Source organism: Aeromonas sp. 130281, assembly GCF_056642115.1.
In genome coordinates this window covers 336,367-357,006 of sequence record NZ_JBWVQS010000004.1, presented here as the reverse complement: position 1 = coordinate 357,006, position 20,640 = coordinate 336,367, and the positions used below count along the sequence as shown (strand labels likewise).

Sequence of the window (20,640 nt, the reverse complement as noted above, 5' to 3'; positions counted from 1 at the left end):
CTTTTGTTGTCTCTTTTCAACTGACTATTTTCAACCGCTGCCCCAGGCGGTTATCACAAATAGAAGCGAGCGATACGATGAAAGTACTGATCATTGGCAACGGCGGCCGTGAGCACGCCCTGGCCTGGAAGGCCAAGCAATCCCCCATGGTGACCCGGGTGTTCGTCGCCCCCGGCAATGCCGGCACCGCCCATGAGGGCAGCATAGAGAACGTCGCCATCGAGGCGACCGACATCCAGGCCCTGCTGGCCTTCGCCAAGGCCCAGCAGATCGGTCTCACCATAGTCGGGCCGGAAGCGCCCCTGGTGAAAGGGGTGGTGGATGCCTTCCGTGCCGAAGGGCTCGCCATCTTCGGCCCGACCGCCGCCGCCGCCCAGCTGGAGGGCTCCAAGGCCTTCGCCAAGGACTTCCTGGCGCGCCACGCCATCCCCACCGCCGAGTACCAGAACTTCACCGAGGTGGAGCCGGCGCTGGCCTACCTGCGCGAGAAGGGTGCCCCCATCGTCATCAAGGCTGACGGTCTGGCGGCAGGCAAGGGCGTCATCGTCGCCATGACCCTCGAAGAGGCGGAAGCGGCAGTGCGCGACATGCTCTCCGGCAATGCCTTCGGCGACGCAGGTGCCCGTGTGGTGATCGAGGAGTTCCTGGACGGGGAAGAGGCGAGCTTCATCGTCATGGTGGACGGCGAGCACGTGCTGCCCATGGCCACCAGCCAGGATCACAAGCGGGTGGGCGACGGCGACACCGGCCTCAACACTGGCGGCATGGGGGCCTACTCCCCGGCGCCCGTGGTGACAGATGCGGTGCATCAAAAAGTGATGGAGCAGGTGATCATGCCGACAGTGCGTGGCATGGCGGCCGAGGGCAACGTCTACACCGGCTTCCTCTACGCCGGCCTGATGATCGATGCCCAGGGCAACCCCAAGGTGATCGAGTTCAACTGCCGCTTCGGCGACCCCGAGACCCAGCCCATCATGCTGCGCATGCGCTCCGATCTGGTGGAGCTCTGCCTGGCCGCCTGTGCCGGCAAGCTGGATCAGGTCGAAGCCATCTATGATCCCCGCGTCGCCATCGGCGTGGTGCTGGCGGCGGGTGGTTACCCCGGTGACTACCAGCAGGGCAAGCCCATCAGCGGTCTGCCGGTGGAAGAGGCGAGCGGCGAGAAGGTATTCCATGCCGGCTCCCAGCTGGCAGGAGACACCATAGTCACCGCCGGTGGTCGCGTGCTGTGCGCCACCGCGCTGGGTCACACCGTCGCCGAGGCACAGCAACGCGCCTACCAGCTGGCGGGTCGCATCCAGTGGGACGGTGTCTTCTACCGCAAGGACATCGGCTGGCGCGCCATCGAGCGCGAGCAGGCCAAATAAAGGCCGCCTCCCCCACCGAACACAAGGGCCTGCGGGCCCTTTTTGCTGCCCGGGCCACCGGGAACCACCCTGCCGGCCCCAGACTTCCCCCCAGCCCGGCATGGGGGTGGCAGGCGGCATCCATCCCCTTGACACCGCTCGCCGCCTCGGGTCCAAGGCCCCGGGTTACCGCTTGTTTCCGCTCCCGGCTCATCCCCTTCTGACTACATATGTACAGCACAATGCACACATTTCGTCACAATTGGTCGCACTTTCCCCATACAATTGCCCCGCTTTCATGGCATCATGCTGTATGATACCGCACTCAAATGAGTGCCATAAGAACCTGCAATCTCGTCGTCTCATAAGGAAATCCCATGTTGAAAACTGTGCGTCCCCTGCTGCTGCCCCTGATGTTTGGCCTGATGACCCTGCCCGCCATGGCCGGCGATCTGGAGCAGCCGATGAAGAAGATCGGCTTCAACTACAAGCAGGCCGTCAAGGCAGATGATGCGGCCACCATGGAGAAACACATCAAGGAGATGAAGGCTCAGCTCGATGTGGCCAAAGAGAGAAACATGCCGGCTGCCAAGAAGGAGAAGTTCCTCGAGGGCATGAACAAGGTGCAGAGCGAGCTGGATGCCAGCCTGGCGGCCCTGCAGGCCGGTGATCAGGAGAAGGCCCAGGCCCACCTGGCCAAGGTCAACGACCTGAAGAAGGAGTACCACCAATATGCCAAGCAGAAAGGCTGATCCCTTCCACTGGGATGGTCTGGTCCGCCTCACCCACTGGGGTGTGGCAGCGGTCTGCATCGGCAACCTCTGGCTCAACGAGGCGGGCGAGGAGTGGCATGAGTGGCTGGGCTATGGCGCCATGGTCCTGATCGGCTTGCGCCTGCTGTGGGGGCTCACCCTGGCACGGGGCCATGCCCGCCTGAGCGCCCTGATCCCGAGCCGGGACGATTTCCGCCAGCAGGCCGAGGCGCTGCGCGAGCGCGCCCCCGCAGCGCCCGGCCATCATGGCAGCGGCAAGCTGGCGGTCTGGGCACTCTGGCTGCTGGTGCTGGCGACCGCCGGCAGCGGCTGGTTCCAGAACACAGAGACCGGCTTCGAGCTGGGGGCAGACGACTGGCACGAATGGTGTACCTGGGCGCTGCAGGCCATGATAGCCCTGCACCTGTGCGCCATCGTCTACACCTCCTGGCGTCAGCGCAGCAACCTGGTGACCCGCATGCTGCCCCGCCGCCGGCGCAGGGTGTCTCAACACCAGCAGGAACCCCATTCCTGAAGCAGACGGGCACCACTGTGCCCGTCTTCCTGTCCCGCCGGTCCGGCCGCAAGACCACCTCTTACTGGCGGTCGCATCGGTTTACCCCCTCAACGGCGTGACGCCTCCCCCCCTCTTTTGCCACGCCGCCATGAAAGCATTTTCATTCACACTTCTTAACTAATCCCGGCTGTACGATTTTCAATCTCCTCGATTTCATGAATGCTACAGAGCCGAACGAGGTTGTTTGTGGTCCGTTCGACATGATGACAGTGACACGTGAATAACAAGATCGAAGGGAAAATCGTCATGCACAACACAGTGTTTCGAACCGCCATGCTCGCCGCGGTGCTGGGCTCATTCAGCCACACAGCCGCCGCCGAAGGGGTCATGGTCCACCTGTTCCAATGGAAGTTCAACGACATCGCCAACGAGTGCGAGACAGTGCTCGGTCCCAAGGGATTCGGCGGTGTCCAGATCACCCCGCCCGCCGAGCACAAGCAGGGGAGCCAGGTCTGGTGGACCGTCTACCAGCCAGTCAGCTTCAAGAACTTCAACAGCTTCGGCGGCAGCGAGGCGGAACTGAGGAGCATGATCACCCGCTGCAACGCGGCCGGGGTCAAGGTCTATGCAGACGCCGTCTTCAACCAGCTGGCCTCGGGCACCGGAACCGCCACCGGTGGTGGCAGCTACAACTCGGGGCAATATCAGTATCCCCAGTTCGGCTACAACGACTTCCACCACAGCGGTGACATCACCAACTACGGCGACAGCAACAACGTCTGGAACGGCGCCCTCTACGGCATGCCGGATCTCAATACCGGCTCTCCCTACGTGCAGGATCAGATAGCCACCTACATGAAGACCCTGCTGGGTTGGGGCGTGGCGGGCTTTCGTATCGATGCGGCCAAGCACATGGCTCCCGGCGAGGTGAAGGCCATTCTCGACAAGGCGGGCAGCCCCAAGGCCTACCTGGAGGTGATAGGCGCCGGGGGAGAATCGGCGGACATCCAGCCGGGTCGCTACACCTATATCGATACCGTCACCGACTTCAAATACGGCATGGATCTCGCTGCCAACTTCAACGGCCAGATCAAGAACCTCAAGACCCTCGGCGAGAGCTGGGGCCTGCTTCCCTCCAACAAGGCCTTCGTCTTCGTGGTCAACCACGACCGCGAGCGCGGCCACGGTGGCGGCGGCATGCTCACCTTCATGAGCGGTGCCCGCTATGAGCTGGCCAACACCTTCATGATGGCCTGGCCCTATGGCTGGAAGCAGGTGATGTCGGGCTATCGCTTCGAGAACATGGGTACCTATGAAACCGACAAGGGGGCGCCGGGCAGCACGCCCTGCACAGACGGCCAATGGAACTGCGAACAGCGTCGCCCGACCATCATGAACATGGCCATGTTCCACAACAGGACCGAGGGGCAAGCTGTCAGTCACTGGTGGGACAACGGCAACAACCAGATAGCCTTCGGCCGCGGTGACAAGGGCTTCGTCGCCATCAACAACGAGAGCGGCAGCCTGGTGGCCTCGGTGCAGACCGGCCTGCCGGCGGGCGAGTACTGCAACCTCCTGGGGGGCAATGACTACTGCAGCGGGGGCTATGTCACCGTCGACGGCAGCGGCAAGGCCAGCCTGAACGTGCCCGCCATGAAGGCGGCCGCCATCATCGCCGGCTGCACCAAGGCCAGCCCCTGCGGCGGCAGCGCCCTGCCGGGCAACAAGTTCAGCAGCATGAACCTGCGCGGCACCCATAACGCCTGGGGCAACACCCCCATGACAGTCGATGCCAACCGTGTCTGGTCCGCCACCCTGACCCTGACCGGCAGCGGTGACGCCACCGGCGCCCAGCGCTTCAAGTTCGACGTCTTCGGCAACTGGACCGAGAACTATGGTGACAACGAAGGGGACGGCATCGCCGACAAGGGCAGCAGCAAGGATATCCTGGTCAGCGGGGCGGGCAGCTACCGCATCACCCTGAGCGAGAGCGATCTGCGCTACACGATCACCCCCCTCGCCAGCAACCAGGCACCGGTCGCCGCCCTCTCCCCCAAGGTCCTCAGCGTCAAGACGGGAGAGAGCGTGGTGTTCGATGGCTCCGCCTCCACCGATGATGAAGGCGTGGCGAGCTACAGCTGGTCCACCGGCGGCAGCGCCCCCACTGAGACAGTCCAGTTCGATATCCCGGGCACCCATGTTGTCACCCTGACAGTCACCGATGCCGAGGGGCTGACCGCCAGTGCCAGCGCCACTGTGACAGTCACCGACAGCAACGGTGCCTACAACAGCGTGCTGCCCACCCTGCACCTGCGTGGCACCCCCAATGCCTGGGGATCCCTTGCCATGACGCTGGTTGCCGACAATCAGTGGGAGGCATTGGCCACCTTCGACGGCCAGGCCAACCAGCGCTTCAAGTTCGACGTCAAGGGTGACTGGACCCAGAACTATGGCGACACCAACAAGGATGGCGTGGCCGAGCTGGGGGGCGCAGACATATTGACCCCGGTCAGCGGCCAGTACCGGGTGCGCTTCAACGACCAGACCCTGCAATACAGCCTGACCCCGGTCAGCGTCGGCTATGCCAGTAATGTCGCCAGCCTCAACATCCGTGGCACCACCAATGGCTGGGGCACCACCCCCATGACGCTGGTGGGGGATCACCAGTGGCAGGCCGGCGTCACCTTCACCGGCAGCGGGGATGGCAACGGCGGCCAGCGCTTCAAGTTCGACGTCAAGGGTGACTGGACCCAGAACTACGGCGACACCAACAAGGACGGCGTGGCCGAGCTGGCCGGAGCCGACATCACCACGGCGGCGGTCGGCGCCTATGTGGTGCGCTTCAACGACCAGACACTGGCCTACAACCTGAGCGCCCAGTAAGGCTGGACATACGCCCAGGGCATTCTGAACCAGGCCTCCCGCCATCGGCGGGAGGCCTTTTTCATGGCCCCATGGCCGGTTCCCCGCCAGCCCGTCGGCAGGCATACTGATCCTTCATCCCCATGCAGGAGCGCATATGAAACTATTGGAAACCCTCAAGGCCGAGGGACGGATCGAAGAAGCCCGCCAGCACGGCCTGCTGCAACTCATCGAGCACCCGCAACACGCCGAACTGCATTATGAAGTGGCCAGCCTGCACGACATGCAGGGGCGCGAGGCCCAGGCCATCCCTCTCTACCAGAAGGCCATCAGGCTGGGACTGAGTGAGGCCTCCTTGCGCGGCGCCTGGCTCGGCCTTGGCAGCTCCTATCGCTGCACCGGGCAATATGCCGAGGCGCTGGCCACTTTCGACGAGGCCCTGGCCCGCTTTCCGGATGCCACCGAGTTCAGGGTGTTCCGTGCCATGACCAGCTACAACCTGGGGCACCACAAGGAGGGGATGGAGACCTTGCTGGGGGTGCTGGCCGAGACGACCGCAGATCCTGCCCTCGTCCCCTACAGGCGCGCCATGGCACTCTACGCCGCCGATCTCGACCGGCGCTGGTGAACGCCAGAAACGACAAAGCCGCTCATGATGAGCGGCTTTGTCTGAATGTGGTGGCCCCTGCCCGACTTGAACGGGCGACCAATCGATTATGAGTCGACTGCTCTAACCAACTGAGCTAAGGGGCCAGAATCTTGGTTTTGCGGCGTGGATTATAGGGGATGTGGGATAAGCCGTCCATAGTCAGATCAACCACTTGGCGAGTTTTTGTCCACTAATCCGCTAATCTTTTGCACTCAGGCTGCCGGATAAAACAAAGCCCCGCATGGCGGGGCTTTTGAGACAAGTTCAGGCGGTGCCTCAGGACTATTCGTCCAGGAAGCTACGCAGCACTTCCGAGCGGCTCGGGTGGCGCAGTTTGCGCAGTGCCTTGGCTTCGATCTGACGAATACGCTCACGGGTGACGTCGAACTGCTTGCCCACTTCCTCGAGGGTGTGGTCAGTGTTCATGTCGATACCGAAACGCATCCGCAGCACCTTGGCTTCGCGGGCGGTCAGACCGGCCAGCACTTCGCGGGTGGCGTTGCGCAGGCTCTCGCTGGTCGCCGCATCCGCCGGCAGGGCGAGCGTGGTATCTTCGATGAAGTCGCCCAAGTGGGAGTCTTCATCATCACCGATGGGCGTCTCCATGGAGATGGGCTCCTTGGCGATTTTCAGTACCTTGCGGATCTTGTCTTCCGGCATGCCCATGCGCATGGCCAGCTCTTCCGGGTTCGGTTCGCGACCCATCTCCTGCAGCATCTGGCGGGAGATACGGTTGAGCTTGTTGATGGTCTCGATCATGTGCACCGGGATACGGATGGTACGGGCCTGATCCGCGATGGAGCGGGTAATGGCCTGACGGATCCACCAGGTGGCATAGGTCGAGAACTTGTAGCCACGACGGTATTCAAACTTGTCCACAGCCTTCATCAGACCTATGTTGCCCTCCTGGATCAGATCCAGGAACTGCAGACCACGGTTGGTGTACTTCTTGGCGATGGAGATAACCAGACGCAAGTTGGCCTCGACCATCTCTTTCTTCGCACGGCGGGCCTTGGCCTCACCAATGCTCATGCGACGGTTGATGTCCTTGATCTGGGCGATGGACAGACCGGTCTCTTCTTCGATCTGCTGCAACTTGCCGATGGAACGCAGCACTTCTTCGTCCATCTCGAGCAGACGGGGAGACCAGGCCTTGCCAGCCTGCTTCTGGTATTCAAACCAGGCAGTCTCGCACTCGTTGTTGGTGAAGGCCGCGACGAAGGTCTTCTTCGGCATCTTGGCCTGCTCAACGCAGAGCTTCATGATGATGCGTTCCTGCACGCGAACCCGCTCCATCATCTCCCGCATGTTGTTGACCAGGCGATCAAACTGCTTGGGCATCAGGCGGAATTGACGGAACACATCGGCCAGCTGGGCGATGGCAGCCTGGGTGTCGTCGTGGGCGCGACCATTCTTCTGGATGGAGAGACGGGTGACTTCGTACTGGGCACGCAGCTCGCCGAACTTCTCGCGGGCGACTTCCGGATCCGGACCACCGTCCCCGTCGTCGTCGGAGCTGTCGCCGTCTTCGTCTTCATCCTCGTCTTCATCTTCGTCTTCGTCAGCGAGATCGTCTTCACTGAGTTCGGAGCCGATGTGAGTGGCGGTCGGCGCCACGTCGTCCGCTTCGTTCGGATCGATAAAGCCGGAGATGATGTCGGACAGACGCAGTTGCTCGGCTTCGTACTTGTCGTACTGTTCGAGCAGGTAAGTGATGGCTTCAGGGTACTCGGCAACGGAGCTTTGTACCTGATTGATACCGTCCTCGATCCGTTTGGCGATGTCGATTTCGCCTTCACGGGTCAGCAGTTCGACGGTGCCCATTTCCCGCATGTACATGCGGACGGGATCGGTCGTGCGACCAATCTCAGATTCAACAGATGCCAGAGCCTGGGCCGCTGCTTCGGCAGCGTCCTCATCGGCGGTACCACCTTCGGCCATGATCAGATCATCGGCGTCCGGGGCGTTTTCCACTACCTGGATACCCATATCGTTGATCATCTGGATGATGTCTTCGATCTGGTCAGAGTCGACAATGTCTTGCGGGAGGTGATCGTTCACCTCGGCATAGGTCAGGTAGCCCTGTTCTTTACCTTTGGCAACGAGGAGTTTAAGCTGAGACTGCGGGGTTTGCTCCATAGAACTCATCCGGTTGGTGTTGCTAGGTTGCGCGTACAGTGCGCTGCTGCGCAAATAGCCAATTCTAATAGAAAACCGCCAGACATGCTATGTCTGGTTGCGGCGTCGGTCATGAGAAACCCCTGCCCGCAGTATTGTCGGGGCCAGGCGGTTATAAAATGTTTGCTTTTAATCCCGTCGATTCGGGCAACGGTATTCATATTGGGACTAATCACTCAAATATCAAGCCCCGCTCTCATTTCTTTTCTCAATCTGTACCTCTCTGATCAGCATCATCAGCTCCTGTGTTTCCTCAGAGCTTAGCCCTTCCTGAGCCACCTTGGCCTGCAATTCTTCGATTCGTTGCTTCAGAAACTGGTTGATGAAACCGACGAAGGTATCCTGCAATTCTCCCAGAATATCCGGCTCTTGGTCGAGCTTGATCTCTTCAAACAGGTCGTGCATGGCCAGCTGAGCCAGGATCTCTCCTTCCTTGGTGCCGCGCCAGTGCTCCAGCAGGATGCCGGTAGTGATCCCTGGCTGAGTCAGGATCTGCTGATGCAGCTGCAGCAGGAACTTGATGCCCTGCACCCGCAGCCCAGCCAGTTCCGGCATGGCCGGCAGTTCGGCTGTCACCGCCGGATATTGCACCATCAGAGCCAGTGCCCGGCGAATGGGGGTCAGTTTGGCGGCCTTGGGCTTGCTGACTTCACCCTTGGGCTGGCTATTGCGGGCAAACAGCTCGGCGATCCGCTGCTTGTTCTCCCCCCAACGCATCATGCTGGAGAGCCGGGTGATCAATCCTTCCCGGGTAAAGCCCTCCGGCACGCGGCGGATCAGTTCGGCAGCCTTGTTGGCCACTTCAAACTTACCCGCCTCGCCAGAGAGGGCGGCATCCCGCCCCAGACGCTCGAACATGAAATCGGCGAAGGGCTGGGCCTCGTCCAGCAAGGCCTCAAACCCCTCCTTGCCGATCTGGCGGACCAGAGAATCGGGATCCTCCCCATCGGGCAGGAACACGAATTTGAGTTCGCGCCCGTCCTGCAGATGGGAGAGTGCGTTGTCCAGCGCCCGCCAGGCCGCCTCACGACCGGCGTTGTCGCCATCGTAACAGCAGACCACCTCGGCCGTGGTGCGAAACAAGGTGTGGATATGGTCGCTGGTGGTGGCGGTGCCCAGCGCGGCAACCGCATAGTCGATGTCGTACTGACCGAGCGCCACCACGTCCATGTAGCCTTCCACCACCAAGATCCGGCGAGGATCCTTGTGTGCCTGCTTCACCTCGTAGAGGCCGAACAGTTCACGCCCCTTGTGGAAGATGGGGGTTTCAGGGGAGTTGAGGTACTTGGGAGTGCCGTCCCCCAGCACCCGGCCACCGAAGCCGATGACCCGACCCCGCTTGTCACGGATGGGGAACATGATGCGATCGCGGAAACGATCGTAGCTGCCAGGGCCGCTGTCTCGGGGAATCAACATGCCGCCGGAGATAAGCAACTGCTCGTGATCCCGGCTGGCCCCAAAACGGCGCCTCACCTGATCCCAGTCGCTGGGGGCATAGCCAATATTGAATCGTTTGACCACTTCACCGGTCAGACCGCGCCCTTTGAGGTACTCCACCGCATGGGGAGCACTCTTGAGATTGCTCTCGTAGAAGCGGGCAATCTGGTTCATCAGCTCGAACAGATCCTTGCTGACGGCGGGTTGGGCACTGCCAGAACCGCCCAGGCTCTGCTCGCGAGGCACCTGCATGCCCTGCATGCTGGCGAGCTCTTCGATGGCGTCCGGGAATTCGAGTCCGTCGTACTCCATGACAAAGCCGATGGCATTGCCGTGAGCACCGCAACCGAAGCAGTGGTAGAACTGCTTCTCCTGACTGACGGTGAAAGAGGGGCTTTTTTCGTTATGAAAAGGACAACAAGCCTGATAGTTCTTGCCAGCCTTCTTCAGCCGCACTCGCGAGTCGATCAGCTCGACTATGTCTGTGCGTACGAGCAGATCATCGATAAAGGATTGTGGGATCCTGCCTGCCATAACCGTCCTGTTTCACTGCAGAGAAAATAAAAAAGCCGCGCATTCACAGGGAAGCACGGCTTCTTTCGACTAACAAGAGAAATGCCTGTTACGCCAAGCGGGTTTTCACCTGAGCACTGACGGCGCCGACATCGGCACGCCCCTGAATTTTCGGCTTCAAGACAGCCATGACTTTGCCCATGTCCGCCATGACGGCAGCCCCACTTTCGGTGATGGCTTGCTCGATCAACACGGCAATTTCCTCTGCGGTCAGCTGTTGCGGCAGGAATTCCTGCAGCACCAGGATCTCGGCGGACTCTTTGTCGGCAAGATCCTGACGACCGGCAGCTTCAAATTGGCTGATGGAATCACGGCGCTGTTTGACCATCTTGGTCACGACAGCGAGGATATCCTCATCATTGAGCTCGACACGGGTATCGACTTCACGCTGCTTGATTTCTGCCATCAACAAACGGATCGCTCCCAAGCGGGCCTTGTCTTTGGCCAGCATGGCGAGTTTTTGTTGATCCTTGAGTCGATCCTTCAGAGACACGGCATGATCCCCCGATTAGTACAGGCGGATACGACGTGCGTTTTCGCGGGACAGCTTCTTGGCGTGACGCTTGACGGCAGACGCTTTGGCACGCTTGCGAATGGTAGTCGGCTTCTCGTAGAACTCACGGCTACGAACTTCAGACAGGATACCGGCCTTTTCGCAAGAACGCTTGAAGCGACGCAGAGCAACGTCAAACGGCTCATTTTCACGGACTTTGATTACTGGCATGTGCCTTTCACCTCAGTGATATATGGTTAGCTGACCTTCAATCGATCAGCATGTCTTAAAATGGTGCGAAATTATACTCTGGACAGGGAATGAAAGTAAACCCGCAGAGATCGCTCTGGTTTAAAAAACCCGCGAAGGTTACCATAGCCGTCTCATTTTAGCAGTGAAATTTTTTAGCAATGCGTGTATTGGGCATAGAGACATCCTGTGACGAAACCGGGATCGCGATCTTCGACGATCAAAAAGGGATCCTTTCCCACCAGTTGTACAGCCAGGTCAAGCTGCATGCGGACTACGGTGGCGTCGTCCCCGAGCTCGCCAGCCGGGATCACGTCCGCAAGACGATCCCCTTGATCCAGGCCGCATTGCAAGAGGCGGGACTGGGTAAAGATGACATCGACGGCATCGCCTACACTGCGGGACCGGGTCTGGTTGGCGCCATCCTGGTGGGGGCGACCATAGGCCGCTCCCTCGCCATGGCCTGGGGTAAACCCGCCGTGGCGGTGCACCATATGGAGGGCCACCTGCTGGCCCCCATGCTGGAGGAGCGGGCCCCCGAGTTCCCCTTCGTGGCGCTGCTGGTCTCCGGCGGTCACTCCATGCTGGTGCGGGTCGACGGCATCGGCAGTTATCAGCTGCTGGGAGAATCCATCGACGATGCCGCCGGCGAGGCCTTCGACAAGACCGCCAAGCTGATGGGACTGGACTACCCGGGCGGTCCCCTGCTCTCCCGTCTGGCCGAGAAGGGCACCACGGGACGCTTCACCTTCCCCCGCCCCATGACCGACAGACCCGGCCTCGACATGAGCTTCTCCGGCCTCAAGACCTTTGCCGCCAACACCATAGCCGCCAACGGTGACGATGAGCAGACCCGTGCCGACATCGCCCGGGCGTTTGAGGATGCTGTGGTCGACACCCTGGCCATCAAGTGCCGCCGCGCCTTGAAAGAGACCGGGCTCAAGCGCCTGGTGGTGGCCGGGGGCGTCAGCGCCAACCGTCATCTGCGCGCCCAGCTGGCCGAGCTGATGGAGAGCCTCAAGGGCGAGGTGTTCTATCCGCGCACCGAGTATTGCACCGACAACGGCGCCATGATCGCCTATGCCGGCATGCAACGCCTCAAGGCAGGCGTGTTCGAGCCGCTGGTGGTCAAGGCGGTGCCGCGCTGGCCGCTGGATACCCTGGATCCCGTGTGATCCCAAGGATCCTCTCGCAATGAAAAAGGGGCCTCAGGCCCCTTTGTTGTGTCTGCCCTCGACATAACAGCCGTCGGCTGGTTCGGATCAATTGGTTCTAAACAGAGCCTCGATGGAGAGCCCCTGCCCCAGCAGGATCTCCCGCAGGCGGCGCAACCCCTCGACCTGGATCTGGCGCACCCGCTCCCGGGTCAGGCCAATCTCGGCCCCCACGTCTTCGAGCGTCGCCGGCTCGTAACCGAGCAGGCCGAAGCGGCGAGCCAGCACCTCACGCTGCTTGGGATTCAGCTCTTCCAACCAGTGGACTATGCTGCTGCGCATGTCATCTTCCTGGGACTCCAGCTCTGGCCCCATGCCTCGCTCATCGGAGAGGACGTCGAGCAGGGCCTTGTCGCGATCGCCGCCGATGGGGGTATCCACCGAAGTGATCTTCTCATTGAGCTTGAGCATGCGGTTCACATCGTCGACCGAGCGATCCAGCGCGAAGGCGATGTCTTCGGCGGTGGGTTCATGGTCGAGACGGTGGGAGAGTTCGCGCGCGGTGCGCAGATAGACGTTCAGCTCCTTGACCACATGGATCGGCAGCCGGATGGTGCGGGTCTGGTTCATGATGGCCCGCTCTATGGTCTGGCGGATCCACCAGGTGGCATAGGTGGAGAAACGGAAGCCGCGCTCCGGGTCGAACTTCTCGACCGCGCGGATGAGACCGAGGTTGCCCTCTTCGATGAGATCCAGCAGCACCAGGCCGCGATTGTTGTAGCGCCGGGCAATCTTGACCACCAGGCGCAGGTTGGACTCGATCATGCGCTTGCGCGCGGCTTTGTCACCGCGCAGGGCACGACGGGCGTAATAGACTTCCTCTTCGGCGGTGAGCAGGGGGGAGAAGCCGATCTCCCCCAGATAGAGCTGGGTGGCGTCCATCACCTTGTTCAGTTCCGGCACCATGAGCTCATCGGAGATGGTCTCCTCAGCCTCGGCGGCAACCTCCTGAACCTCTTCTTCCTCCTGGGCCTCCAGCTCTTCGTCGAACTCTAACTCTGCATCCTGCATTACCAGTTGTTCTTGGCTCATGATATGTCTCCCTGACCTGAACCAGAGTAAGACCTAGCTCTCTGGGTTAACGCTTTGGCAAGTAGCCCATCGGGTTGATTGACTTGCCTTTGTACCGGATTTCAAAGTGCAGGCGCACATCCGGCGCATCCGTGCTACCCATGTTGGCGATAACGGCTCCGCCTTTGACGGAGTCTCCCTCCCTGACCCTCAACTCGTCGTTGTGGGCGTAAGCAGAGAGATAGTCATCGTTGTGCTTGAGAATAATCAGCTTGCCGTAACCCCTGAGTGCACTGCCCGCGTAGACCACTTTACCGCCGCTGGCGGCGTAAACGGGCTGGCCCTTCTGGCCGGAGATGTCGATGCCCTTGTTGCCCTGTTCCGCAACGGAGAAGCCTTCGACTATCCGTCCCTTAGCTGGCCAATGCCAGGAGAGAGTTGACTGGGAACTGATGTTTTTTTGTTCTTTCGCCTGAGCGTATGCTGTTGACGATGCAGGAGCAATCGTTTTCTGAGCAATAAATGGGGTGGTCGTACCTGCCGGTGCCGTCGCCATGGGTTTGAGTCCGGAGCTGGTCACCGACGGTGCGGTCGCCGCCACCATCTGGCCGCCTGCCGCCGCACTCGCCCCCACGTTGAGCACCTGGCCAACATGGAGCGAATAGGGTGCCTGCAGGTTGTTGCGCTGTGCCAGCGTCTGATTGGAGACATTGAACTGGCGGCCTATGCTGCTCAGGGTATCGCCACGGCGCACCTCATAGGTGCCGTTGCCGCTTGTGACAGGGCGGCTCATCGCCATGCCGGTGCTGACCACGGCGCCGGAAGAGCCATCCAGCCTGAGCTGCTGGCCCGGATAGATGTTGTAGGGGGGGCTGATCCCGTTGAGGCTGACCAGAGAGGCGACATCCATGCCCGAACGGAATGCGATGGAGTACAGGGTATCCCCCTTCACCACTGTGTAACTGCCACCCTGCATGCCCGAATTGGCCATGTTTTGACGAGTCGGGATGGTCGAAGCAATGGGGTCATTGCCGAGACTCTGTACCGGGGCAGCAGTCTTGCTGGAAGAGCAGGCAAGCAGTAGCCATGACAACACGACGACACTACTTCCTTGCCAAACACGCGAACGCATAGTGGATCCTTAACGACTAAACCAGAAATAGGCCGCAATGGCCAAACCAATACAGAGCCAGCCGAGCACATCCACATAGTGCATCAGCTTGCGCTCCATCTTCTCACCCCCCCATCGCATCAGGCCCGCGACCAGGAAGAAGCGCATGCCACGACCGATGAGGGAGGTCACGATAAATGGCAGTAGCGCCATATGAAGCAAGCCTGCCGTGACGGTAAACACCTTGTAGGGGATCGGCGTGAAACTGGCAATAAAAATCACCCAGATCCCCCACTGCGTGAACCACTGCTCGGCCAGCGCCATCTTGTCTTCATAGCCGACGGAGACCACCAGCGGCTGGACCACGGGCTCCCACAGGGCATAGCCAAGGGCATAACCAAACAGCGCCCCCAGCACAGAGAAGAGGGTTGCCAACCCGGCGTAGTGCCACGCCTTGTGCGGCTTGGCGAGCGCCATCGGGGCCAGCATCACGTCCACCGGGATCGGCCAGAACACCGACTCGATAAAGGCGGTGATGGAGAGGTACCAGGGGGCGTGCTTGTGGCGGGCCCACTGCATCACCAGTACGTACAAACGGGAAAACAACTTCACTCCACATCTCCGTCAATCAGAGGGACAAAACGCACCGGCTCCAGGATCCGGCTGGTCAGCTGGGAGCCGGATCGCTCGATCAGCTGCAGAGTCTGCTGACTATCCCCCACCGGCAGCACCAGACGCCCCCCTTCGGCCAGCTGATCGGTCAGGGCCTTGGGCACCTCGCTCGCCGCGGCCGTCACCAGGATGGCATCGAACGGTCCCTTGTTGGGCCAGCCCAACCAGCCATTGCCGTGCTTGGCCGAGACATTGTGCAGGTCGAGCTGGCGCAGCCGGCGCCGGGCCTGGAACTGCAGCGACTTGATCCGCTCCACCGTGTAGACATGCTCCACCAGGTGGGCCAGCACTGCGGTCTGATAGCCGGAGCCAGTACCGATCTCCAGCACATGGGCCGGATCGTTCTGGATCAGCAACTCTGTCATCCGCGCCACTATGTAGGGCTGGGAGATGGTCTGGCCGTGGCCGATGGGCAGGGCCGTGTTGTCCCAGGCCTTGTGGGCCATGGCTTCATCCACAAACAGCTGGCGCGGCACTTTCGCAATCGCCGCGAGCACGCGGAAATCACGAATGTCCTGGGCAATCAGTTGATTCAACAGGCGCTGTACTATCACAACGTCATCCCTGCAGATCCAGCCAGGCACCCAGACTCGCCAGACTGTCATAGGCAGTCATGTCGATGGTCAACGGGGTGATGGAGACATAACCTTGCTCGATGGCGGCGAAATCCGTGCCGTCTCCCGCATCCTGCTGGCTGCCGGGGGGGCCTATCCAGTAGATGGGCTGGCCACGGGGATCCTCGCTGCGGATCACCGACTCGGCGGGATGGCGGTTGCCAAGGCGGGTCACCCTGATCCCCTTGATCTGTTCGAGGGGCAGGTCCGGCACGTTGACGTTGAGGATCCGATCGGCAGGCAGGGGATGTTTCATCAGCCCCTTCACCAGCAGGGCCGCGTAGTGGGCCGCCGTGGCGAAATGGGTCTTGCCCACTAGAGAAATGGCGATGGAGGGGAAGCCGAGGTGGCGCCCCTCGGTGGCCGCCGCGACAGTACCCGAGTAGATGACATCGTCCCCCAGGTTGGCGCCGTGGTTGATCCCGGCCACCACCATGTCCGGCTCCGGGCGCACCAGCTCGTTGACCGCCAGGTGCACGCAGTCGGTCGGGGTACCCTTCACCGCATAGCTCTCGCTGCCATTAAAGCCGGTTTCGCCAAGGCGTGTAACCCGCAGCGGCACTTCCAGCGTCAGGGAGTGACTCGCGCCGCTGCGGTTGCGATCCGGCGCCACCACAATGACTTCGCCGCAGGCAGTCAACGCCTCGCTGAGGGCACGAATGCCCTCGGCATGTACTCCATCGTCATTACTGACCAGAATTCGCATCGGTTGGGTTCCTGAAACCGTGATCGGCCTCTTCGGCCTGCATTAACTCGCGCACCACGCTGGTGGCAAAGGCACCGGCCGGCAGGAAGAAGGAGAGGGTCAGCACCTCGCCATCCAGCTGCCAGCTCATCTGCTCCGGCTTGAGCAGCAGCGGACGCCTGTCCTGATCCAGTCCGGCCTTCTCCAGCCCGTCACACCATTCGGCGTAAGGAGCCAGCACCGCCTGTTCAAACTCGGCGGCGGCACCCTGGCTCGCCAGCCGGCCACGGCCCCACTGGGGGGCGGTGAGCTGCACGTCGCCAGAGGCGAGGCGCGCCTCCAGCTCGGGGGTGAGCACCTCTTCACTGAAGATGGAGTGGCTCCCTTTCAGCATCACGCAGTCGCCGGCCAGCAGCTGATGTGCCAGCCCCTGCTCGATGCGGGCGCTGACGATGGCGTTGAACAGCATGCTGCGAGCGGCGGAGAGATAGAGGGAGCGCTTGTTGCGATCCTTGATCCGCTTGCCGGCAAACATCGCCTTGGCCGCGTCCAGGTTGTTGCCATCCCGGCCAAAGCGCTGCTCGCCGTAGTAATTGGGCACGCCCTGAGTGGCGATGGCCTGCAGCCGGGCTTCCAGATCGCCTGCCTGTTCCAGACCGGTGAGGCGCAGGGTGAAGTAGTTGCCCTTGAGGTAGCCAACCCGCAGCTTCTTGTTGTGGCGCTTGGCCTGCAGGATCTGGATGCTGTCGCTCTGGATGACAGAGAGATCCGGTTCGCCCTTGCCCGGCAGATGAATGCCGAACCACTGCTCGGTCACCGCGTGGCGATCTTTCAGGCCAGCCCAGGTCACCGCATTGCGATTGACGCCGGCCGCATCGGCCAGCAGGCCCGCCACCCAGGCGGTGTTCTCGCCGGTTTTGCGCACCCGCACGAAGATGTGCTCCCCCTCCCCGCAGGGTTCGAAGCCGAGATCTTCATTCACCACGAAGTCGGCGGCCTCGGCCTTGAGGATGCCGCGGGCAGTGGGCGCCCCGTGCAGATAGCTCAGCTGTTCCAGCATCATTGTTTCACCAGTAAGACGACGGCTTCGGTGGCGATCCCTTCCTTGCGCCCCGTAAACCCGAGTTGTTCTGTGGTGGTCGCCTTGACATTCACCCGGTTCAAATCACATTGCAGATCGGCTGCCAGCACGGCGCACATGGCCGCGATATGGGGCGCCATCTTGGGGGCCTGGGCGATGATGGTCACATCCAGGTTGCCGATGGCGTAGCCCGCCTGCTGTACCAGGGCAAAGACGTCCCGCAGCAGGATGCGGCTGTCGATCCCCTTGAACTCGGCCGCGGTATCGGGGAAGTGGCGGCCGATATCGCCGGCACCTATGGCACCGAGCAGGGCATCGCTCACCGCGTGCAGCACCACATCGCCATCGGAGTGTGCCAGCAGGCCCTGCTCATAGGGTACCGGGACGCCACCCAGCATGCAGGGGCCAACCCCGCCAAACTTGTGCACGTCAAAACCATGTCCAATTCGCATCATGCCTGCTCCCCCCTCAATACACAGAAATCTGTCTCATCAAAACCATGTCCAATGCGGATCATGCGGGCCCCTCTGCGGGTCAATCGGGTCGCGCCTGCTGGCGCGCACTCTGTTGTTGTAAAAAGAGCTCGGCCAGGGAGAGATCTTCCGGGCGGGTCACCTTGATGTTGTCGGCACGCCCCTCCACCATCTTCACGGTAAAACCGGCGCGCTCCATGGCGGAGGCTTCGTCTGTGATGAGGGCCCCCAGGGCCAGCCCCTCCTCCAGCGCCCGCTTCAGGGTGCCGGTGGGAAACATCTGCGGCGTCAGGGCATGCCAGAGCTGTTCGCGCTCGACGGTCGCCACTATGTTGCCAGCCCCGTCGGTGCGTTTCATGGTGTCACGCACCCGGCTGCCGAGGATGGCGCCATCGCACGCCATGGCACTGGCTATCAGGGCATCGAGATCCCCCTGGGTCAGACAGGGACGGGCGGCGTCATGCACCAGTACCCACTTCCCCTCTGCCACATGCAATGCATTGAGCACGGAGAAGGCGCGCTCGCTTCCCCCTTCCACTCGCAGCACCCGGGGATCGGCGGCCACGGCCAACGTCTCAAACCAGCGGTCGTGGGGCGCCAGCGCCACTATCACCCGGGCTATGGCCGGATGGGACAGTAAACAGCCGAGCGTATGCTCCAGGATGGTCTTCCCTGCCAGTGTCAGGTACTGCTTGGGGCAGTCTGCTCCCATGCGGCTGCCGATACCGGCGGCCGGAACTATGGCGGTCAGCCCGCTGTGGCAATCAGTCATCGTAGGGGACGCCGTCCGGCTCCGTTGCTTGGTCTTTGTCTTTGGGAATGATCCGGTAGAAGGTCTCGCCCTGCTTGATGTAGCCAAGATCGTTGCGCGACAGCTCCTCGATGGCCTCAAGGCCCGAGGTCAGATCGTCGATCTCCCGGTAAATCAGGTTGTTGCGGTCCTTGAGAACCAGATTGTCCTGCTGTTGCCGCTCGATGGCATTGGAGAGCTCCCGATAATCGGATAGGCCGTTTTTCCCCAGCCAGAAGTCATATTGCAGCCCTCCCAAGAGGAGGAGCAGGATAAGAGTGAGTAGCCGCATGCACTGAGTCTCCTTCAAGCGGCCTAGTTTCCCATATTCGCAGGCAAGACAAAAGAAAGCCGGTGTGCCAGACGGGGCGGGGGACTAAAAAAGATGACGGGGCCCCGCAGACGAGGGCCAAAAAACCGCGCAGTTCCCAGGACGACGGCCTTGGCGCCAGGTTAGCGGCAACCACAGGAAAACCGCCGCCGCTCAGCGGCGGGCCTGACAATGGGGTGGCGACGGATACAAAAAAGCCCCGCCAGAATGGCGGGGCTTTTCAACAGCTTAAGAATTGCAGGCAGTAATTACTGGCCTTTGACTTCTTTCAGACCGCGGAACGGAGCCTTGGCACCCAGGGCTTCTTCGATACGGATCAGCTGGTTGTACTTGGCAACACGGTCAGAACGGCTCATGGAACCGGTCTTGATCTGGCCAGCAGCGGTACCCACGGCCAGGTCGGCGATAGTCGCGTCTTCGGTTTCACCGGAGCGGTGGGAGATGACGGCGGTGTAGCCAGCGTCCTTGGCCATCTTGATGGCAGCCAGAGTTTCGGTCAGGGAACCGATCTGGTTGAACTTGATCAGGATGGAGTTGGCGATGCCGTTGTCGATGCCGCGCTTCAGGATCTTGGTGTTGGTTACGAACAGGTCGTCACCCACGATCTGGATTTTCTTGCCCAGTTCAGCAGTCTGGTAGGCGAAGCCTTCCCAGTCAGATTCGTCCAGGCCATCTTCGATGGAGACGATCGGGAACTTGGTGGTCAGGTCGGCCAGGTAGTCGGAGAACTCGTTGGAGGTGAAGATACGACCTTCGCCCTTCAGGTTGTACTCTTTCTTCTCTGCGTCGTAGAACTCGGAAGCAGCGCAGTCCATGGCCAGGGTAATGTCGGTGCCCAGCTTGTAACCGGCAGCGGCAACGGCTTCGGCGATCACTTCCAGCGCTTCGGCGTTGGACTTCAGGTTAGGTGCGAAACCGCCTTCGTCGCCCACTGCAGTGGCGTAGCCCTTGGACTTCAGTACCTTGGCCAGGTTGTGGAAGACCTCGGCACCCATGCGGATGGCTTCTTTCAGGGTCTTGGCGCCAACCGGCTGGATCATGAACTCCTGGATGTCGACGTTGTTGTCGGCGTGCTCACCACCGTTGATGATGTTCATCATGGGCAGCGGCATGGAGTAGACACCCGGGGTGCCGTTCAGCTCGGCGATGTGGGCGTACAGCGGCAGGCCCTTGGCAGCAGCAGCGGCTTTGGCGTTAGCCAGGGAAACGGCCAGGATGGCGTTGGCGCCGAACTTGGATTTGTTCTCGGTACCGTCGAGGTCGATCATGATCTGGTCAACGGTGGCCTGGTCCTTGGCATCTTTACCCAGCAGAGCCTGAGCAATCGGGCCGTTGACGGCTTCGATGGCTTTCAGCACGCCTTTACCCAGGAAACGGCTCTTGTCGCCGTCACGCAGTTCCAGCGCTTCGCGGGAACCGGTGGACGCGCCAGACGGAGCGGCTGCCATACCAACAAAACCACCTTCCAGGTGAACTTCGGCCTCAACGGTCGGGTTACCACGGGAGTCGATGATTTCACGACCGATCACTTTAACGATCTTGGACATGTGTATTTCCTCAGGTTTCGTAAAAAAACAACAAAAATATGCCAAAAAAAGCGGC

At 61.1% G+C, this 20,640-nt stretch carries 20 protein-coding genes and 1 tRNA gene; 6 read left to right on the top strand and 15 right to left on the bottom strand.

Annotated features, from left to right (window positions below; translation table 11 throughout):
- Positions 1–77 precede the first annotated feature (77 nt).
- The 5 genes from purD (at position 78) to AC1IN8_RS13615 (ending at position 6,105) form a co-directional block, all read left to right on the top strand.
- On the top strand, positions 78–1,367 hold the full coding sequence (gene purD, locus AC1IN8_RS13635; RefSeq protein ID WP_319916422.1) for a phosphoribosylamine--glycine ligase: 1,290 nt from the start codon (positions 78–80) through the stop codon (positions 1,365–1,367).
- Positions 1,368–1,723: 356 nt separating this feature from the next.
- The gene (locus tag AC1IN8_RS13630) at positions 1,724–2,098 is read left to right on the top strand and encodes a cytochrome b562 (RefSeq protein ID WP_025328232.1); all 375 of its coding nucleotides are present in this window, start codon (positions 1,724–1,726) and stop codon (positions 2,096–2,098) included.
- The gene (locus AC1IN8_RS13625) at positions 2,079–2,633 is read left to right on the top strand and encodes a cytochrome b/b6 domain-containing protein (RefSeq protein ID WP_479759146.1); all 555 of its coding nucleotides are present in this window, start codon (positions 2,079–2,081) and stop codon (positions 2,631–2,633) included. Before AC1IN8_RS13630 ends, AC1IN8_RS13625 begins: the two co-directional genes overlap by 20 nt.
- 288 nt (positions 2,634–2,921) lie before the next feature.
- Positions 2,922–5,498 carry an alpha amylase C-terminal domain-containing protein gene (locus AC1IN8_RS13620; protein WP_479759217.1) on the top strand — a complete coding sequence of 859 codons (2,577 nt, stop codon included), beginning with the start codon at positions 2,922–2,924 and terminating at the stop codon, positions 5,496–5,498.
- 136 nt (positions 5,499–5,634) lie between these two features.
- Positions 5,635–6,105, top strand: coding sequence for a tetratricopeptide repeat protein (locus AC1IN8_RS13615; protein ID WP_479759144.1), 471 nt, complete (start codon positions 5,635–5,637; stop codon positions 6,103–6,105).
- A gap of 48 nt (positions 6,106–6,153) precedes the next feature.
- Here the strand turns inward: AC1IN8_RS13615 and AC1IN8_RS13610 are convergent.
- The 5 genes from AC1IN8_RS13610 to rpsU form a co-directional block, all read right to left on the bottom strand.
- Positions 6,154–6,230, bottom strand: a tRNA-Ile gene (locus AC1IN8_RS13610).
- Between the two features lie 178 nt (positions 6,231–6,408).
- On the bottom strand, positions 6,409–8,304 hold the full coding sequence (gene rpoD / locus AC1IN8_RS13605) for an RNA polymerase sigma factor RpoD (protein WP_289976629.1): 1,896 nt from the start codon (positions 8,302–8,304) through the stop codon (positions 6,409–6,411).
- A 183-nt stretch (positions 8,305–8,487) separates the two neighbouring features.
- Positions 8,488–10,275, bottom strand: a complete 1,788-nt coding sequence (dnaG, locus tag AC1IN8_RS13600; RefSeq protein ID WP_479759142.1) for a DNA primase — start codon at positions 10,273–10,275, stop codon at positions 8,488–8,490.
- A gap of 88 nt (positions 10,276–10,363) precedes the next feature.
- Positions 10,364–10,807, bottom strand: a complete 444-nt coding sequence (locus AC1IN8_RS13595; protein ID WP_202047197.1) for a GatB/YqeY domain-containing protein — start codon at positions 10,805–10,807, stop codon at positions 10,364–10,366.
- Positions 10,808–10,822: 15 nt separating this feature from the next.
- Complete coding sequence (rpsU, locus tag AC1IN8_RS13590) at positions 10,823–11,038, bottom strand: 30S ribosomal protein S21 (RefSeq protein ID WP_005309452.1); 216 nt, start codon at positions 11,036–11,038, stop codon at positions 10,823–10,825.
- A gap of 179 nt (positions 11,039–11,217) precedes the next feature.
- On the opposite strand from rpsU, the gene tsaD reads away from it, so the two are divergent.
- A complete protein-coding gene (gene tsaD / locus AC1IN8_RS13585) occupies positions 11,218–12,231 on the top strand; it encodes a tRNA (adenosine(37)-N6)-threonylcarbamoyltransferase complex transferase subunit TsaD (RefSeq protein ID WP_043131995.1) in 1,014 nt (337 codons plus the stop codon).
- Between the two features lie 87 nt (positions 12,232–12,318).
- Here the strand turns inward: tsaD and rpoS are convergent, their stop codons facing one another.
- The 10 genes from rpoS to eno form a co-directional block, all read right to left on the bottom strand.
- Positions 12,319–13,302 carry an RNA polymerase sigma factor RpoS gene (gene rpoS, locus AC1IN8_RS13580; protein WP_043131996.1) on the bottom strand — a complete coding sequence of 328 codons (984 nt, stop codon included), beginning with the start codon at positions 13,300–13,302 and terminating at the stop codon, positions 12,319–12,321.
- Between the two features lie 46 nt (positions 13,303–13,348).
- Positions 13,349–14,413 carry a LysM peptidoglycan-binding domain-containing protein gene (locus AC1IN8_RS13575; RefSeq protein WP_479759140.1) on the bottom strand — a complete coding sequence of 355 codons (1,065 nt, stop codon included), beginning with the start codon at positions 14,411–14,413 and terminating at the stop codon, positions 13,349–13,351.
- A 9-nt stretch (positions 14,414–14,422) separates the two neighbouring features.
- Positions 14,423–15,004, bottom strand: a complete 582-nt coding sequence (locus AC1IN8_RS13570; protein WP_162519102.1) for a YqaA family protein — start codon at positions 15,002–15,004, stop codon at positions 14,423–14,425.
- Positions 15,001–15,618 (bottom strand): protein-L-isoaspartate(D-aspartate) O-methyltransferase, encoded by a 618-nt coding sequence (locus AC1IN8_RS13565; RefSeq protein WP_005332743.1) that lies wholly within the window; start codon positions 15,616–15,618, stop codon positions 15,001–15,003. Before AC1IN8_RS13565 ends, AC1IN8_RS13570 begins: the two co-directional genes overlap by 4 nt.
- A gap of 4 nt (positions 15,619–15,622) precedes the next feature.
- Entirely contained in the window at positions 15,623–16,384 is a 762-nt protein-coding gene (surE, locus tag AC1IN8_RS13560) for a 5'/3'-nucleotidase SurE (protein WP_202047199.1), read from the bottom strand.
- Complete coding sequence (gene truD / locus AC1IN8_RS13555) at positions 16,365–17,423, bottom strand: tRNA pseudouridine(13) synthase TruD (RefSeq protein ID WP_479759214.1); 1,059 nt, start codon at positions 17,421–17,423, stop codon at positions 16,365–16,367. Before truD ends, surE begins: the two co-directional genes overlap by 20 nt.
- Positions 17,423–17,899, bottom strand: coding sequence for a 2-C-methyl-D-erythritol 2,4-cyclodiphosphate synthase (gene ispF, locus AC1IN8_RS13550; protein ID WP_479759137.1), 477 nt, complete (start codon positions 17,897–17,899; stop codon positions 17,423–17,425). The genes truD and ispF overlap by 1 nt, the downstream gene beginning before the upstream one ends.
- Before the next feature lie 79 nt (positions 17,900–17,978).
- Positions 17,979–18,689, bottom strand: a complete 711-nt coding sequence (ispD, locus tag AC1IN8_RS13545) for a 2-C-methyl-D-erythritol 4-phosphate cytidylyltransferase (protein ID WP_319914105.1) — start codon at positions 18,687–18,689, stop codon at positions 17,979–17,981.
- Positions 18,682–18,999, bottom strand: coding sequence for a cell division protein FtsB (ftsB, locus tag AC1IN8_RS13540; protein ID WP_025328246.1), 318 nt, complete (start codon positions 18,997–18,999; stop codon positions 18,682–18,684). Before ftsB ends, ispD begins: the two co-directional genes overlap by 8 nt.
- 287 nt (positions 19,000–19,286) lie before the next feature.
- Positions 19,287–20,585 (bottom strand): phosphopyruvate hydratase, encoded by a 1,299-nt coding sequence (gene eno, locus AC1IN8_RS13535; protein WP_139434028.1) that lies wholly within the window; start codon positions 20,583–20,585, stop codon positions 19,287–19,289.
- Between the last annotated feature and the right edge of the window lie 55 nt (positions 20,586–20,640).